Origin of the sequence: Alkalimonas mucilaginosa (genome assembly GCF_036327005.1) — a bacterium.
Taxonomy (GTDB): domain Bacteria; phylum Pseudomonadota; class Gammaproteobacteria; order Enterobacterales; family Alteromonadaceae; genus Alkalimonas; species Alkalimonas mucilaginosa.
In genome coordinates this window covers 90,015-105,580 of sequence record NZ_JAUGZK010000002.1, presented here as the reverse complement: position 1 = coordinate 105,580, position 15,566 = coordinate 90,015, and the positions used below count along the sequence as shown (strand labels likewise).

Genomic DNA, 15,566 nt, shown 5'->3' with positions numbered 1-15,566 from the left:
AGCTGCCGTTAAAATTCACCCTTAAACCAGCTGGTTAGTTTTTTGACTAACCCGCTGACCGTATCTTTCGGACTGCTGGCTGCCTTGCCCTGTTCCTGACTTTCCAGCCCGTACAGCAACAGACCAACCACACTGGCATAAGCCGGGTCCTGCACATAGTCTTTCAAACCTGTCACCTGCATGGGGTGCCCCAGCCGAACTGGCATCTGAAACACATCCTCGGCAAACTCGACCGCGCCTTCAATTTTGGCTGCACCACCAGTCAGTACCACCCCAGCTGCAATTTGCTCTTCCAGCCCACTGCTGCGGATTTCTTCCAGCACCAGCTCAAACAGTTCCTGATAACGAGGCTCGATCACCTCGGCCAGGGTTTGACGCGACATGCTGCGAGCCGGCCTGCCACCAACACTGGGTACTTCGATATTCTCTTCCTTTCCAACCATGCTGCGCAGTGCGCAACCGTATTGGACTTTAATTTCCTCGGCATGGCTTATCGGGGTGCGAAAAATCTTGGCGATATCGCTGGTCACCTGATTGCCTGCAACGGGCACCACAGCGGTATGCCGGACTGCCCCGTTGGTGTAAACAGAAATATCGATGGTGCCCCCACCCATATCCACCACACAGACTCCCAGCTCTTTTTCATCCTCGGTTAATACCGAGTAACTGGAGGCAAGCGCAGAAAAAATCAGCTGATCGACTTTCAACCCGCAGCGCTCGGCACACTTTTCAATGTTTTTCGCCATATCATTGGCACAGGTAATAATGTGTGCCCGCGCTTCCATTCGTACCCCGGACATACCAACCGGGCTTTTAATTCCTTCCTGCATATCCACAGAAAACTCTTGGGGCAACACATGCAGCATGCGACGCTCGGCCGAAATCGGCACCGATTTGGCCGCATGGATCACGCTGGCCACATCTTCCGCTGTCACTTCGGTATCGCCAATCGGCACCATGCCACTTTCGTTCTGGCAACGAATGTGCTTGCCACTGATCCCCAGATAGACCGAAGAAACCTGGCAGTCAGCCATTAATTCAGCTTCATTGATGGCCCGCTGCACAGATTGCATCACCAGATTCAGGTCATTCACCCCGCCACGATCCATGCCGCGGGTGGTATGGGTACCCACTCCGACAATGCTCAGCTTGTTATCTGGCGTGACTTCACCAACCACGGCTTTGCATTGCGCAGTACCAATGTCCAGTGCCACTATCATTTCCCGATCCACCGACTTCGTCATGCTTCTCTCTTCTGTTCTGTTGTGCTGTAGCGTACGGCTACCCCTGTGTCGTACCGCAAGTCCACCTCGGCAATATCTGCATCGCTGTGCTCAAGCAGCACCGGGTACAGCTCCAGAAAACGCTGTACTCGTGGTACTGTATGCTGACGCCCAAGCTTTAGCCGGATGTCATTATTTAACTCGATTTGCCAGGCAAAGCGTTCTGATAACTCCAGTCGCCCGGCACTGAGCTGGTGCAAATTAAGCAACTGCTCAATGTAACGGAACATGGTCAGGGCATCCTGCTCGCTGCCAGTGGGGCCTGTTAGCTCCGGTAATACGGCAACCAATTGGTCCAGTGGTGCCTGAAAAAGCTCACCATGCTGGTTGATTAGTTGTTGGTCATTCCAGATTGCCACCGGTTGTTGTTCTGTGACCACCACCACCAGTGTATCCGGCCATTGTTTGCGCACGGCTGCCTGATACACCCAGGGCTGCTGCAACAGGAACTGCTGCACCTGCTCCACATCCACCCGAAAAATATTACCGACATAATGATCATGCAGCAGTTGCTGCAAGCGGGTGGGCTCAATATGTCTAAAATCGCCAAATAAGCGGACCTGAGCAATCGGCGTAGTTTGCTGCTGCTCTATGTAGCGCTGCAACTGCCAACCACCCCAACCAAGCGCCAACAAGGCCAGCACAAAAAAAGCCAACCCGGCAAAGAATGCCCGGCGGTCTTGCTGGTTGTTAGCGCTGCTGCTCATACTTGATCCTGCCTGGTTTGCGCCAGCACCTGCAGCACCAGCTCACTAAAACTCAGACCAGCGGCTTTCGCCGCCATAGGTACCAGCGACTTCTCTGTCATGCCCGGCACCGTATTTACTTCCAATACATAAGGCTGGCCCTGCTGATCCAACATAAAGTCAACCCGTCCCCAGCCCGAAGCGCCTACCGCAGTAAAGGCTTGCCAGGCCAGTTGCTGTACCCGTGCAGTTAAGGCTGCATCAATCGGTGCCGGACACAGATACTCGGTGGTATCGGCCTGGTACTTGGCTTGATAATCATAAAAAGTATGTGGCGTCCGCATCTCAATGATGGGCAGTACCTGTTCACCCAATACCGCCACTGTCAGCTCACGGCCCTGGATCCAACGCTCTACCAGCACATCCTGATCAAAACGCAATGCTTCAGCCACCGCCGTTTGCAAATCAGCCACCTTGTCGGCCATGCTCATGCCGATGCTGGAGCCTTCATTGGCCGGTTTGACCATCACTTTACCACCGAGCTCCGCCAGTAAAGCTGTGGTTGCCTCTGGTACTGAACGCAGCACCCGAAAATCGGCCGTAGCAATGCCCTGTGCCTGAAACAACCACTTGCAACGAATCTTGTCCATTGCCAACGCCGACCCCAGTACCTTGCTGCCCGTATAAGGTAAGCCCAGTTGTTCCAAGGCTCCCTGCATACTGCCGTCTTCGCCTCCGCGGCCATGCAACACAATAAAAACCCGGTCAGGTTTGCTGGCGGCAAGCTCAGCCAATGGCTGCGACTTGGGATCAAAGGCATAGGCGTCAACACCATTTTGCTGCAAGGCTTTAAGGACAGCAGTACCGGAACGGAGGGAAACCTCCCGCTCGGCCGAGCCACCACCAAATAACACCGCTACACGTCCGAACTGGCTCATTCGGTACCCCCAGCCTGCTTTAATGCAGCGCAATTCAGCTTTTTCTCAGACAGCTGACGCGCCAAAGCGCCAATATTGCCGGCTCCTTGCGTTAACAGCACATCGCCATCTTTCAACACATCCGCCAGCACTGTGCCCAGCTCTTGTGGTGGTGCAACATAGATCGGATCGACCTGGCCACGGGCGCGAATGGAGCGACACAGGCTTTTGCTGTCTGCGCCGGGGATAGGCGCCTCACCAGCTGCATACACATCCAGCAACAGCAGTTGATCCACTGCGGATAAAACCTGGGTAAAGTCCTCATACAGATCACGGGTACGGCTGTAACGATGTGGCTGATAGGCCATCACCAGCCGACGATCAGGCCAGGCATTACGTGCTGCCGCTATGGTGGCAGCGACTTCGGTTGGATGATGACCATAGTCATCCACCATCAACACCTTGCCCTGACCAGTATCAAACTCGCCATACTGCTGAAAACGCCGGCCAATACCAGCAAAATTATGTAAGGCCGCCAGAATGGCTTGTTCTTCAATGCCTTCGTCCTGTGCCAGCGCAAAGGCAGCGGTTGCATTCAGCGCATTGTGCTGCCCTGGTAAATTCAGTTCAATCTGCCACTGCCGCTGCGCAGGATCAGTAATCACAAACTGACTACGGGCACCTATCTGACCAAACTGACTAATGCGATAATCCGCATCCTCGCTAAAACCATAGGTCAGCACCGGGCGCCCTATGGCCGGCAATAGTTCCCGGATCACGCTATCATCCAGGCACGCCACCACCACGCCATAAAATGGCTGGTTGTGGCAGAATTCCACGTAGGTAGCTTTTAACTTTTCAAAATCGCCACCATAGGTATCCATATGATCCGGTTCAATATTGGTGATCACTGCCGCCATCGGTTGCAAATGCAGGAAAGAAGCATCGCTTTCATCTGCTTCAGCAATCAGATAAGGCCCGGTACCCAGCCTGGCATTACTGCCGGCCGAGTTCAGTAAGCCGCCAATCACAAAGGTTGGATCCGTGCCGGCTTCGGCGAAGATCGAGGCCAGCAAACTGGTGGTGGTGGTTTTACCATGGGTTCCGGCAATGGCAATGCCATGACGAAACCGCATCAACTCGGCCAGCATTTCAGCCCGGCGGATCACCGGAATACGCTGGCTCAGCGCCGCTGCCACTTCCGGATTGTCTTTGGCGATAGCACTGGAGACTACCACCACACTTACGCCCTGAATATGGTCTGCACTGTGGCCAAAGCGCACATCAGCCCCCAACGAAATTAACCGCTCTACCACAGTATTGGGTGCAATGTCGGAGCCACTGATGCTGTAGCCTTCGTTCAGTAACACTTCGGCAATTCCACCCATGCCCGCACCGCCAATGCCGACAAAGTGAATGCGACCAATACGGCGCATAGCCTGACTGTGCTTTGGTAATACTGCTTTGTTCATACCCGAGCTCCCAGTTGTTGTTCACAGGCTGCAGCCAACTGCTGTGCTGCATCGTTTAAAGCACACTGCCGGGCACGAACCGCCAGCTGTTGTAACTGTGTTTTCTCTGCAATCACCGGCCGCAGTAACTCCGTCAGTTGTCCTTGTTCCAGTTGCTGCTGTGGCAATAACCAGGCGGCTTGCTGTGCAACCAGCCAGTTGGCATTGGCCGTTTGATGATCATCAATGGCATGCGGTAAAGGCACAAAGACCGCCGCAACCCCGGCACAGGCAACTTCGCTAACCGTCAGGGCACCAGACCGGCAAATCACCAAATCAGCCCAGTGGTAGGCTGCGGCCATATCGTCAATAAAGGCGTACGACTGCCCCTGAAACTGCTCGGAATGCAGTTGTTGATACTGCTGCTGCACCTGCTGCTGCATCGCGGCGCCCGTTTGATGCCGGACCAGAATGGTCGTTGGCCCTGCCAACTGCGCCAGTTGCTCCGGTACCCTTTGATTTAACACTTGCGCTCCCAGGCTGCCACCCAGTACCAGCACCCGCAGCTCTGGATGTGATTCACTTTTCTCTTTATTTGAAATCAATGCTTTACGCACTGGGTTACCGACCAGCTGCTGCTTGGGATGGCCTGCAAATGCCTGCGGAAATGCCACCAACACCCGAGCCGCCAAGCGCGCCAGCCAACGGTTGGTGGTGCCAGCGACCGCGTTTTGTTCATGGATAAACAATGGTTTGCGCGCTAACCAGGCGGCAATGCCACCGGGACCACTGGCGTAACCGCCAAAGCCAACCACCAGATCCGGCTGCAGCTGTTGCAGCAATTGCCGGGCCTGCCAGATAGCCCGCAGCAGCATCCAGGGAGCAGTAAGCAATTGCAGGATGCTTTTGCCCCGTATTCCTCGTACCCGAATACTGTGAAATGGCCAGCCCAGCTTTGGCACTAAGTCGGCTTCCATTCGATCCGCAGTGCCTAGCCAATGGATGTGCCAACCACGTCCGGCCAATTCTTCGGCCAGTGCCTGTGCCGGGAAGATATGGCCGCCGGTGCCGCCAGCCATCAGCAATACGGTAGGCGCTCTGACTGTCATCCGCTGCGCCCTCCCCGGTTTATCGCTTGCTTGCCTTCCATTCGAACTTCAAAATCAATTCGCAGCACCAAAGCGGCAGCCATCAGCATAATGATTAAGCTGCTGCCGCCAGAGCTGACAAAAGGCAACGTCAGCCCTTTGGTTGGTAACACCCCACTGGCCACACCGATATTGACTGCGGTTTGAAAACCGAACCAGATGGCCAATGCCAAAGCCAGGAAACCGTGGAAATGCAACTGCTTGAGCATGGCTTGGCGCCCAATCCACAGTGTTCTCGCTACCAATAAGAACAGCAGCCCCAGCACGGCAAAGACACCGAGAAAGCCGATTTCTTCAGCGATAATGGCAAAAATAAAATCGTTGTGCGCTTCAGGTAAGTATTCCAGCTTTTGAATGCTGTTCCCCAGCCCTTGGCCACTGAAGCCACCCCGGCCAAATGCCATCAGTGACTGGGTTAGCTGGTAACCACTGCCAAAAGGATCTGCCCAGGGATCCAGAAAAGCTGTAACCCGGCGCCATCGGTATTCACTGTAGACAATCAGCACCAGTACAGCGCAGCCACCCGTCAGCATCAGGACAATAAATTGCCACAGCTTGGCACCGGCTAAAAACAGCAACACCAATGCAGTCGCAAACATAACAATCACGGTTCCCATATCAGGCTGCAACAATAACAGCACCGACAGCACCAGCAATACCAGCATGGGTTTACCAAAGCCTTTCAGGTTGTCACGCACTTCTTCATGCCGCCGCACCAGATAACTGGCCAGGTATACAAAAAAGAACAATTTGGCAGGCTCCGCCGCCTGGATGCCGATAGGCCCCAATGCCAGCCAGCGCGTGGCACCATTGACGGTGCGGCCAAACAGCAGCACGGCAACTAAGCCTGCAACCGCCAATGCCAACAACAGCAAGTTACTCTGGTGCCACCAATGCACCGGTACATTCAACACCGCAACCGCCATGGCTGTGCCAATACCCAGGAAAATAAGGTGGCGGTAAGTAAAGTGCATGGGGTTACCAAACAGCCGCTCAGCCACAGGGACTGAAGCACTGGTGACCATAACCACTCCAATCGCCAGCAGCACCAGTAACAGCATTAAATAGAAGCTGTCGTAATCACGGGGCTCATCCTGCCCTAACAACATGCTTTGCAGTTTTGGCCACAGTGGCAAAGTCAGGGCTTTCATCGGGCCACCTCCTTCGCCAACTGAGCAAAAAGCTCTCCACGCTGTTGGTAATTATCGAACATATCCAGGCTGGCACAGGCCGGAGATAACAAAACGACATCGCCTGGCTTGGCCAGACTGGCCGCTTGTTTGACTGCTTCGGCCATATCTTTGACCTGGAAGCTGCCCGTCTTTAACGCTGCGATAGCCGGACCATCCTGGCCAAAGGTAATTAGCTGATCAACCTGCTGCAAACCGGCAGTAAGCTCAGACATCTGTTGGCCTTTGCCATCGCCACCAGCCAGTAAGATCAACTGGCCCTGAATGTCTGGACGTAAGCCTTCCAGCGCAGCCAGAGTGGCACCAATATTGGTGGCTTTGGAATCATTGATCCAACGAATATCATCCTTGCTCTGCACCAGTTGGCACCGATGTGCCAGACCACGGAATTGGCTAAGCTCATGCCGGATACTGGCAAAATCCGCCCCGGCGGCCAAACTGAGCGCAGCCGCAGTAAGCGCATTGTATTGATTATGGCGTCCAACCAGCGGCAACTGACTGACCGGCATTAATTCACTGCCTGCCAACATCAAATAATAACGCCCCGCCCGGGCCATAATGCCATAACCGTCAGCGGCCTCCGGTGCATCCAGCCCGAGACTGTGCTGCTCATTGACCGAGCTCTTCGGGTTGGTGTTTGCATCGGCTCTGTTGTAAAACGCTTGCTGCGATCCCTGATACACCCGTTGTTTCGATGCACAGTAAGCTTGCATAGAGGCATAACGATCCAGGTGATCGGCCGAGACATTCAGGATGGTGCTGGCAATGCTACGCAAGCTCGTGGTGGTATCCAACTGGAAACTGGACAGCTCCAACACAAACATCTCACTATCTGGTTGCTGGATGGCATCCAGCACAGGCAAACCAATATTGCCAGCTGCAATGGCCTTGATACCGCTGTATTGCAGGATGGCTTCGACCATCCGGGTAACCGTCGACTTGCCATTGGAGCCGGTTATTGCGATCACGGGTTTGTCATTGCAGCGGGCAAACAACTCCACATCGCCAATCACTTCCACCCCTTGCGCCACCGCAAACCGAATCGCTGAATGCCGCAAGTCCAGCCCGGGGCTGACAATCAATACATCCATTTGTGCCAGTCTGTTCGCATCCAGTTCGCCCAGATACAAGCCATCGGTTTTATCTAACGGCAAATCCGTCAAACCACTGGGTTTACGACGTGTATCCATCAACACTGGCCGTATACCATGCTGCAGCAAAAAACGCACCGTGGCCTGACCCGACAGGCCCAGACCAACTACAGCGATACGTTGTTGTCGCCACTTGCTCAGCATTCAGTGTTACCTCAGTTTCAGGGTTGCTAGCCCTACCAGCACAAACATGACGGATAGAATCCAAAAGCGCACGATGACCCGGGGTTCAGGCCAACCCTTTAACTCATAATGGTGATGAATAGGCGCCATCCGGAAAATACGCTGGCCCCTTAATTTGTAGGAACCCACCTGCAGGATCACCGACAGGGTTTCCATCACAAAGACACCGCCCATAATAAACAGAATCAATTCTTGCCGAACCAGGATGGCAATCACCCCCAACACAGCACCCAGTGCCAGCGAGCCGACATCGCCCATAAAAACCTGCGCCGGGTAAGTGTTAAACCACAGAAACCCTAAACCTGCGCCAATCAAGGCCGAGCAAAGTACCACCAGCTCACTGGTATGGGCTAAATAGGGAATATTCAGGTACTCCGAAAACACCACGTTACCGCTGGCATAAGCGATCACGGCAAAAGCGGCGGCCACCATAATCACTGGCACTATGGCCAAGCCATCCAGGCCATCGGTCAGGTTGACCGCATTGCTGGTACCTACAATCACAAAGTAACTCAGCAACAAAAAAAGCAGCCCTAGCTGCGGCATCACATCTTTGAAAAATGGTACCAATAACGCCGTTTCGGCAGGCTGTTCGGCAGTCAGGTACAGGAACAGGGCCGTCATAATGGCAAACACCGATTGCCAGAAGTACTTCCAGCGGGCAATTAACCCTTGCGGATCTTTGCGGATCACTTTGCGGTAATCGTCAATAAAACCGATACCACCAAAGCTCACCAGAACAAAGAGCACCACCCACACGTATTTGTTGCTTAGGTTGGCCCACAGCAAAGTGCTAATCAGCACAGAACCAAGGATTAACAAGCCCCCCATGGTTGGAGTACCTTGTTTGGAAAAGTGGCTCTCTGGCCCATCATTCCGAACCATTTGACCAATTTGCATCGCTTGCAAGCGGGCGATTAATTTAGGGCCGAAGTACACACTCAGGAGCAGGGCCGTTAAAATGCCCAGAATCGAGCGAAACGTCAGATAACTAAAGACGTTAAAGAAAGTCATGTACTGAGTAAGGTACTCGGCGAGCCACACTAGCATTGGGGGGTCTCCTGCTGACAACGTTCTAGCAAGTCTTGCACCACCAGCTCCATATTGGCGCTTCGTGAACCTTTCACCAGGATGGTAGTGGCTTGCTGGGCTAAATAAGGAATCAGTCGCTCAACCAATGTCTGGCGCGCACTGAAATGATGCCCCTGACCATTGAAACAGTCACTGGCGCTCTGTGATAGCACGCCCAGCGTGAACAATAGATTAACCCCTTGCTCCTTTGCGTATTTTCCAACCTGTTCGTGGTACAAACGCGCATCAGTGCCCAACTCTGCCATATCCCCCAACACCAACACCCGTTGGCCGCTGTAGCTGACCAAAAGGTCAATAGCTGCTTTGACAGCCCCGACACTGGCGTTGTAACTGTCATCGATAATCCGCAGGTTATCCCGCACCTCAATCACCTGAGTACGGCCTTTGATGCTGGTGAGCTGGGCTAAGCCAAGCTGCACATCCTGTAAACTGGCTCCAAGCGCCATAGCCCCTGCTGCCGCTGCTAATGCATTGGCCACATGATGCACTCCTGGAACAGTCAACTGAATAAAGCTCCGACCAGCCGGACAAATCAGCTCAAAGCCAGCATTACCATGGCTATCCAACTGCACATGGGCAGCCTGGTAATCTGCCTCACCAGTCACACTAAAAGTAAGCACCCGCTGCTTCGCCAAACGACTTTGCCAATACATGGTGAATTCACTATCGGCTGGAATAACGGCTACCTGCCCAGGCTTTAACGCGCTGAAAATTTCGCCTTTGGCCCGGGCGACGCCTTGCAGATCTCCAAATCCTTCCAGATGTGCTTCAGCCACATTGGTGATAATAGCCACATCCGGTTGAACCAGTGCGCTGGTATAGGCGATCTCGCCCTGATGATTGGCACCCAGCTCGAACACGCCAAAATGATGCTCAGGACCAAGCCGCAGCAAGGTCAGTGGTACCCCAATGGCATTGTTAAAATTGCCGGCGGTGGCCAGCACCTTACCGCGTCGTGCCAGGATAGCGGCCAGCATTTCTTTCACCGTGGTTTTACCGGCGCTGCCTGTCACGGCCACAGAAGCCAACGGCACTTGCTGTTTCACCCAGGCCCCCAACTTACCCAGAGCAATGGTTGTATCCGGCACCACAACTTGCGGTATAGCCACCGGCAAAGGGCTATGCACCAGGGCAGCCACGGCCCCTTTTTCAGCAACCTCGGCAACAAATGCTTCGCCATCAAAGGAAGCTCCACGCAAGGCGACAAACAAATCACCTGCCGTTATTTGACGACTGTCTGTGCTGACAGAGGCAATTGCCACCTCAGCACCAACCAGGATGCCACCGGTGATGGTGGCCAAGGTTTGTGTATTCAGCGCGATCATAAGCCCATCTCCCGCTGCAACTGAGCAATAAAAGCACGTTCATCGTAGTCGCGGAACTCATCCCCGATTTGCTGGTAACTTTCATGGCCCTTGCCCGCCAGCAAAATGATATCGCCTGCTTGCGCTTCAGTAAGCGCCAATTTAATCGCTAACTCGCGATCAGGTTCGATTTGATAGCAAGCCCCTTCCGACATGCCAGCGGCTATCTGCTGACAAATTTGCACCATATCCTCATGGCGGGGGTTGTCTGATGTGATCACGACCCGGTCGGCGTATTGTTCAGCCACCCGTCCCATCAATGGACGCTTGCCTTGATCACGATCGCCGCCGCAGCCGAAAACACACCACAAATGCCCTTTGCAATGTGAGCGCAGGGCTTGCAGTGCCAACTGCAGTGCATCCGGGGTATGGGCGTAGTCAACGACCAAAGTGATAGGGTGAGGAAAATCGAACTGCTCCATCCGACCAGGGATGGCTTGCAAAAAATGACCGGCCTGAACCAGCTCAGCTAATGGCAGGCCCTGCAGCCACAAAGCAGCAATGGCCGTTACTGCATTGGCTACGTTGAAATCCCCCATCAGCGGCAATTGCAGTGTTAGCTCCTGCGCGCCATTTTGCAAGCGACAGCGAAATCCACCTGCCACCGCTTCAAGCTGATGGTAGCCAAGATACCGATCGTGCCCGATGCAATCCTCAAGCTGGCCTACGGCGCAATAGGGCACCTGCAACTGGGCAGCCAGGCTGGCACCAAAAGAGTCGGATACATTCACAACAGCCTGACGGCAATAATCGGATGTGAACAAACGGGCTTTGGCGGCACCATAGGCAGCCATGCTGCCATGATAATCCAGATGATCACGACTCAGGTTGGTAAATAGTGCAACATCGAACTGCAAGCCAGTGATCCGCTGTTGTACTATCGCATGGGATGAAACTTCCATCGCCACTAAGCTGCAATGATCCTGCCGCAGACTGGCCAGGATTTTCTGCAACTCCACCTGATGTGGCGTGGTATTCGGCAACGGAGTCAAATTGCCTGGACGGCCATATCCCAGAGTACCAATCACGGCTGAGCGCTGATGCAGCTGCTGTGCCAGTTGCTGCACAAAGCAAGCAGTACTGGACTTGCCATTGGTCCCCGTGACAGCAATCAAATGCAAACTGGCTGCTGGCTTTTGATAAAATTGACTGGCCAATGCCTGCACTTGGGTGGGTAAATCCCTGATTAGTAATACCTTGGAATGTTCTGCAAACTCAGCAGGCAACTCGTCGGTCAGGATAAGTTCTGCACCTCGCGCAAGCGCTTGAGCAATAAAATGATTACCATGTTGTTGATGACCTGGCAGTGCAATAAATACATCGCCCGGACCAACCTTACGGCTATCAATTTGCAAATCGTTTAAGGCAACTTCTGGCAGATGTGCTGCCAGAGCACCCAGCCAACGGCCAGCAGTGTTAACCTGCATCCGGACCTCCCTGGCGTTTTGAAATCCGCACCCCTTCAGCATCTGGTGTGATGTTTTTCAGTCGCAGTACCGAGTTCATAATATTTGCGAAAACTGGTGCGGCAATTTCTCCGCCATGGTAATAGTCGCTGGCAGGCTCATTCAGCACCACGACAGTGGCAAAGCGTGGATTGGAAATGGGAGCGACACCAGCAAATGAAGCCACGTAATCATCGCCGTAGCCGCCAGCTACGGCTTTGCGTGTGGTGCCGGTTTTACCACCTACCCGATAGCCATCAACCCGCCCCCGGGTAGCCGTACCACCAGGCTCTACCACGGCCTCCATCATTTCCAGCATGGCCTGAGCATAGCTTTCTGATAGCACCCGCTCGCCAGGCAAACCTTGCTCGGATTTAAGAATGGTTAGTGGTCGTAAGATGCCGCCATTGCCAATGGTGGCATACATCCGGGCCAGCTGTACGGCAGTCACCGACAGGTTGTAGCCAAAAGACAGGCTGGCCAGCTCGTGTTCTGACCAGCGGCTACGGTGGCTCAACATACCAGAACTCTCGCCGGTCAGGTTCAAACCGGTATCGACGCCAAGTCCCATCGAAAAGTATAAGTCCAGCAGATGCTGATGTGGCATCGACAAGGCCAAGCGGGTAACACCAATATTGCTGGATTTTTGCATGATGCCGGTTAAATCCAGCTTGCCATTGTTGCTGCCAACATCACGCACCCAACTGCCACCAACCCGCAACATGCCCGGCGCGGTATCAATCACCGTGTTCAAATCGGCACTGCCAAACTCCAGTGCAGCCAGGATCGGCAATGGCTTGATGGTAGAGCCAGGCTCAAACATATCGGTAATGGCGCGATTACGGAAATGGTGTACCGGGGTATTGCGGCGATTATTTGGGTTGTAGGATGGGCTGTTGGCCATTGCCAGCACTTCACCGCTGTGTACATCCACAATTACCACAGAGCCTGAAGTTGCACCATAAGTAAGCACGGCTTTTTTCAACTCGCGGTACGCCACACTTTGGAGACGCTGATCGATACTTAACTGCAGGTTACGCGGCGGCTGTGCATCTTCGCGTTCCAGGACCTCTATATCACGTCCTTTGGCATCCCGCCGTACCAGCGTGCGGCCCGCCGTACCGGTTAACAGTGTGTTGTACCGACGTTCAATCCCCTCCACACCCACATCATCAATATCGGTAAATCCGATCAGATGCGCAGTGACTTCACCCGCCGGATAAAAACGACGTGACTCCTGACGGAAATAGACACCAGGCACATTTAAACGCCGGATATAATCTACCGCAGCCGGGCTAACCTGGCGCTGCAGATAAACAAAGCGGCGACGGCTGTCGTTGCCTATGCGGCTATTAAGCTGTTCGGCCGTCATATTCAAACCTTCCGCCAAAGCTTCCCAACGGCGGAGATCCTGCTGAGAGCCACGCTCCAGCACCACTTTAGGATCGGCCCAGATTGCCTGTACCGGCACACTGACAGCCAGCTCTTCGCCATGGCGATCTAAAATCATGCCACGCAATACGCTATTGGAGGTCACCCGTAAACTGCGCAAATCTCCCTGAGTGACCAGCATCTCAGGCTCCAGTACCTGCAAATAAGCCGCACGGGCCACCAGCACCACAAAGACAGTAGACAATGCCAACATCACAAACACAAAACGCCAGCCAACAATGCCTGGTGCCTGATTCCGCTTCGCGTGTGTTTTTTGTGCGGCTCTGCTCATGGTAAGGTCACCACCACTTCACGCTCGCCACTTGGACGAAGCATGTTCAAACGTGCACTGGCAATATCTTCAACCCGGCTGTGCTCCGACAAAGCACGTTGCTCCAACAGCAAGTTACGCCACTCGACATCGAGCGCATCCCGTTGTTGATACAATTGATTTTGTGCATTCACCAGCAAGCGGTTGCTGTGTGACAGCTGCACCACGGCCAAGGCAGTGAACACACAGGCAGCAAGCAATAGCACCGGCCAGCGAAAACGTCGCCAGTCGGTAAGAATCACCTGAGTTAAGCGGATCTGACTCATGCCGGCACCTCCGCGGTTTTCTCTGCGACCCGCAGCACAGCACTGCGTGCTCTGGGGTTCGCTGCCTGCTCTGCCGCGGTCGGCATAATCGCTTTACTGGCCAGCTTTAGCGGCAAATGCTGCTTAAGCTGCGCATCGGTTAGTGGCAGGCCTCGCGGCACAGGTGCAGCTTTGCTGTGTTGACGCATAAACTGCTTCACCAAGCGATCTTCCAGCGAGTGAAAGCTAATTACTGCCAGACGGCCACCTGGCTTTAACACCTTCAGTGCCGCATCCAGCGCTTGCTTGACTTGCTCCAGCTCACTGTTGATGTAAATACGGATGCCCTGAAAGCTTCGGGTGGCCGGATGTTTTTTTTCTTTTGGACTTTTCGGCACCACAGCGGCTATCAATTCAGCCAGTTGCCGGGTACGGGTCAGTGGCGCTTCGGTGCGGGCTGCAACAATGGCATTGGCAATTTTCCAGGCAAATTTTTCTTCACCATAGGCCTTAAGCACAAAACTAATGGCTTCCACATCAGCACTGGCCAACCATTCTGCTGCTGACAGACCGGCATCGGGGTCCATCCGCATATCCAATGGCCCATCGCGCATAAAGCTAAAGCCTCGTTCAGCGTCATCCAATTGTGGGGAGGAGACGCCAAGATCCAACAGGATACCGTCCAATTGGCCATAAATATTTTGTTGCTGGCAGATCAGTTCCAGCGCCGCAAAAGGGCTGCGGCTAATGTGAAAGCGGGGATCGGCTTGCAGTGGGGCTGCAGCGTCAATAGCGGCGGGATCGCGATCAATCGCATATAAACGGCCCTCGGCAGAGAGCCTGGCAAGAATTTGGCGACTGTGTCCACCACGGCCAAAAGTCCCGTCCAGGTAGATCCCGTCCGGTTGAATGGCGAGTCCGTCAATTGCTTCCTGCAATAATACGGAGGTATGAGGGCTGGCAGTCATTTACAGTGCAAAGTCCTGTAATCGTTCAGAAAGTTCAGTTTCAGCCGGCATGTCCCGCTCCAGCGCCATGTCCTGTTCCACACGGTCTAACCAGGCGGCTTCATCCCAGATCTCGAATTTATTCAATTGGCCAACCAGACGAATGTTTTTCTCCAGGCTGGCATGACTGCGCAGCGGCGCAGGCAACAAAATACGGCCATTCTTATCCATGTCGCACTCGGAGGCATGGCCTAACAGCAAACGCTTTAAGCGCAATTCCTGCGCATTAAAGCTGGATAAACGCTTTAGTTTCTCTTCAATGTCTTCCCACTCAGCTAAGGGGTACAACATCAGGCAGGGATCTTTGTGATCGATGGTGCAAATCAGTTGGCCGGAACACTCGGACAGCAGAAAGTCGCGGTAGCGCGCTGGTAGCGCGATCCGGCCTTTGGTGTCCATTGTCAGTGTAAACGAGCCACGAAGCATAGTTGTGTCCTGAGATCAACGACTGATCCATCGCGATCCACAATTATCCACAAATCCCCACAATGCTACAGTTTAGGGCCGTGATCCGACCATTGTCAAGGTAAAAGCGGTGCATATTTAACAGGAAAGATCCAGCAAAAATGCAGGCTGCAGCAAAATGCCTGATTCTGTGGAGGAAAGTGGGAGTGAAAGTAAGAGCAACGCGGCAGAGCGGCT

General features: G+C 53.8%; 14 protein-coding genes. All 14 read right to left on the bottom strand.

Annotated elements, in window-relative coordinates; translation table 11 throughout:
- Positions 1–8 precede the first annotated feature (8 nt).
- From ftsA to mraZ, 14 genes are read right to left on the bottom strand one after another with little or no spacing between them, the layout of a single operon-like run.
- Positions 9–1,244 (bottom strand): cell division protein FtsA, encoded by a 1,236-nt coding sequence (gene ftsA, locus QWF21_RS02730; RefSeq protein WP_330086508.1) that lies wholly within the window; start codon positions 1,242–1,244, stop codon positions 9–11.
- The gene (locus QWF21_RS02725) at positions 1,241–1,990 is read right to left on the bottom strand and encodes a cell division protein FtsQ/DivIB (protein WP_330086507.1); all 750 of its coding nucleotides are present in this window, start codon (positions 1,988–1,990) and stop codon (positions 1,241–1,243) included. Before QWF21_RS02725 ends, ftsA begins: the two co-directional genes overlap by 4 nt.
- A complete protein-coding gene (locus QWF21_RS02720; RefSeq protein WP_330086506.1) occupies positions 1,987–2,907 on the bottom strand; it encodes a D-alanine--D-alanine ligase in 921 nt (306 codons plus the stop codon). The genes QWF21_RS02725 and QWF21_RS02720 overlap by 4 nt, the downstream gene beginning before the upstream one ends.
- A complete protein-coding gene (gene murC / locus QWF21_RS02715; protein WP_330086505.1) occupies positions 2,904–4,358 on the bottom strand; it encodes a UDP-N-acetylmuramate--L-alanine ligase in 1,455 nt (484 codons plus the stop codon). Before murC ends, QWF21_RS02720 begins: the two co-directional genes overlap by 4 nt.
- Positions 4,355–5,446, bottom strand: coding sequence for an undecaprenyldiphospho-muramoylpentapeptide beta-N-acetylglucosaminyltransferase (gene murG, locus QWF21_RS02710; protein ID WP_330086504.1), 1,092 nt, complete (start codon positions 5,444–5,446; stop codon positions 4,355–4,357). Before murG ends, murC begins: the two co-directional genes overlap by 4 nt.
- Positions 5,443–6,636: a putative lipid II flippase FtsW gene (gene ftsW, locus QWF21_RS02705; RefSeq protein WP_330086503.1), complete on the bottom strand. Its 1,194-nt coding sequence runs from the start codon at positions 6,634–6,636 to the stop codon at positions 5,443–5,445. Before ftsW ends, murG begins: the two co-directional genes overlap by 4 nt.
- Positions 6,633–7,970: a UDP-N-acetylmuramoyl-L-alanine--D-glutamate ligase gene (gene murD, locus QWF21_RS02700; RefSeq protein WP_330086502.1), complete on the bottom strand. Its 1,338-nt coding sequence runs from the start codon at positions 7,968–7,970 to the stop codon at positions 6,633–6,635. Before murD ends, ftsW begins: the two co-directional genes overlap by 4 nt.
- Before the next feature lie 6 nt (positions 7,971–7,976).
- Positions 7,977–9,059 (bottom strand): phospho-N-acetylmuramoyl-pentapeptide-transferase, encoded by a 1,083-nt coding sequence (mraY, locus tag QWF21_RS02695; protein ID WP_330086501.1) that lies wholly within the window; start codon positions 9,057–9,059, stop codon positions 7,977–7,979.
- A complete protein-coding gene (locus QWF21_RS02690; protein WP_330086500.1) occupies positions 9,053–10,426 on the bottom strand; it encodes a UDP-N-acetylmuramoyl-tripeptide--D-alanyl-D-alanine ligase in 1,374 nt (457 codons plus the stop codon). Before QWF21_RS02690 ends, mraY begins: the two co-directional genes overlap by 7 nt.
- Positions 10,423–11,892 (bottom strand): UDP-N-acetylmuramoyl-L-alanyl-D-glutamate--2,6-diaminopimelate ligase, encoded by a 1,470-nt coding sequence (locus QWF21_RS02685; RefSeq protein WP_330086499.1) that lies wholly within the window; start codon positions 11,890–11,892, stop codon positions 10,423–10,425. The genes QWF21_RS02690 and QWF21_RS02685 overlap by 4 nt, the downstream gene beginning before the upstream one ends.
- Positions 11,882–13,633 (bottom strand): penicillin-binding transpeptidase domain-containing protein, encoded by a 1,752-nt coding sequence (locus QWF21_RS02680; protein ID WP_330086498.1) that lies wholly within the window; start codon positions 13,631–13,633, stop codon positions 11,882–11,884. The genes QWF21_RS02685 and QWF21_RS02680 overlap by 11 nt, the downstream gene beginning before the upstream one ends.
- Positions 13,630–13,938, bottom strand: a complete 309-nt coding sequence (gene ftsL / locus QWF21_RS02675) for a cell division protein FtsL (protein WP_330086497.1) — start codon at positions 13,936–13,938, stop codon at positions 13,630–13,632. The genes QWF21_RS02680 and ftsL overlap by 4 nt, the downstream gene beginning before the upstream one ends.
- Positions 13,935–14,885, bottom strand: coding sequence for a 16S rRNA (cytosine(1402)-N(4))-methyltransferase RsmH (gene rsmH, locus QWF21_RS02670; RefSeq protein WP_330086496.1), 951 nt, complete (start codon positions 14,883–14,885; stop codon positions 13,935–13,937). Before rsmH ends, ftsL begins: the two co-directional genes overlap by 4 nt.
- Positions 14,886–15,350, bottom strand: coding sequence for a division/cell wall cluster transcriptional repressor MraZ (gene mraZ, locus QWF21_RS02665; RefSeq protein ID WP_091343630.1), 465 nt, complete (start codon positions 15,348–15,350; stop codon positions 14,886–14,888). It lies immediately after the preceding gene.
- Positions 15,351–15,566 lie beyond the last annotated feature (216 nt).

Excerpts from the sequence above, each read along its gene's own strand:
- ftsL (WP_330086497.1), bottom strand. The coding sequence starts at position 13,938 with ATGAGTCAGATCCGCTTAACTCAGGTGATTCTTACCGACTGGCGACGT.
- mraY (WP_330086501.1), bottom strand. The coding sequence starts at position 9,059 with ATGCTAGTGTGGCTCGCCGAGTACCTTACTCAGTACATGACTTTCTTT.
- murD (WP_330086502.1), bottom strand. The coding sequence starts at position 7,970 with ATGCTGAGCAAGTGGCGACAACAACGTATCGCTGTAGTTGGTCTGGGC.
- QWF21_RS02725 (WP_330086507.1), bottom strand. The coding sequence starts at position 1,990 with ATGAGCAGCAGCGCTAACAACCAGCAAGACCGCCGGGCATTCTTTGCC.
- rsmH (WP_330086496.1), bottom strand. The coding sequence starts at position 14,885 with ATGACTGCCAGCCCTCATACCTCCGTATTATTGCAGGAAGCAATTGAC.
- murC (WP_330086505.1), bottom strand. The coding sequence starts at position 4,358 with ATGAACAAAGCAGTATTACCAAAGCACAGTCAGGCTATGCGCCGTATT.
- mraZ (WP_091343630.1), bottom strand. The coding sequence starts at position 15,350 with ATGCTTCGTGGCTCGTTTACACTGACAATGGACACCAAAGGCCGGATC.
- QWF21_RS02680 (WP_330086498.1), bottom strand. The coding sequence starts at position 13,633 with ATGAGCAGAGCCGCACAAAAAACACACGCGAAGCGGAATCAGGCACCA.
- QWF21_RS02720 (WP_330086506.1), bottom strand. The coding sequence starts at position 2,907 with ATGAGCCAGTTCGGACGTGTAGCGGTGTTATTTGGTGGTGGCTCGGCC.
- ftsW (WP_330086503.1), bottom strand. The coding sequence starts at position 6,636 with ATGAAAGCCCTGACTTTGCCACTGTGGCCAAAACTGCAAAGCATGTTG.
- ftsA (WP_330086508.1), bottom strand. The coding sequence starts at position 1,244 with ATGACGAAGTCGGTGGATCGGGAAATGATAGTGGCACTGGACATTGGT.
- murG (WP_330086504.1), bottom strand. The coding sequence starts at position 5,446 with ATGACAGTCAGAGCGCCTACCGTATTGCTGATGGCTGGCGGCACCGGC.
- QWF21_RS02690 (WP_330086500.1), bottom strand. The coding sequence starts at position 10,426 with ATGATCGCGCTGAATACACAAACCTTGGCCACCATCACCGGTGGCATC.
- QWF21_RS02685 (WP_330086499.1), bottom strand. The coding sequence starts at position 11,892 with ATGCAGGTTAACACTGCTGGCCGTTGGCTGGGTGCTCTGGCAGCACAT.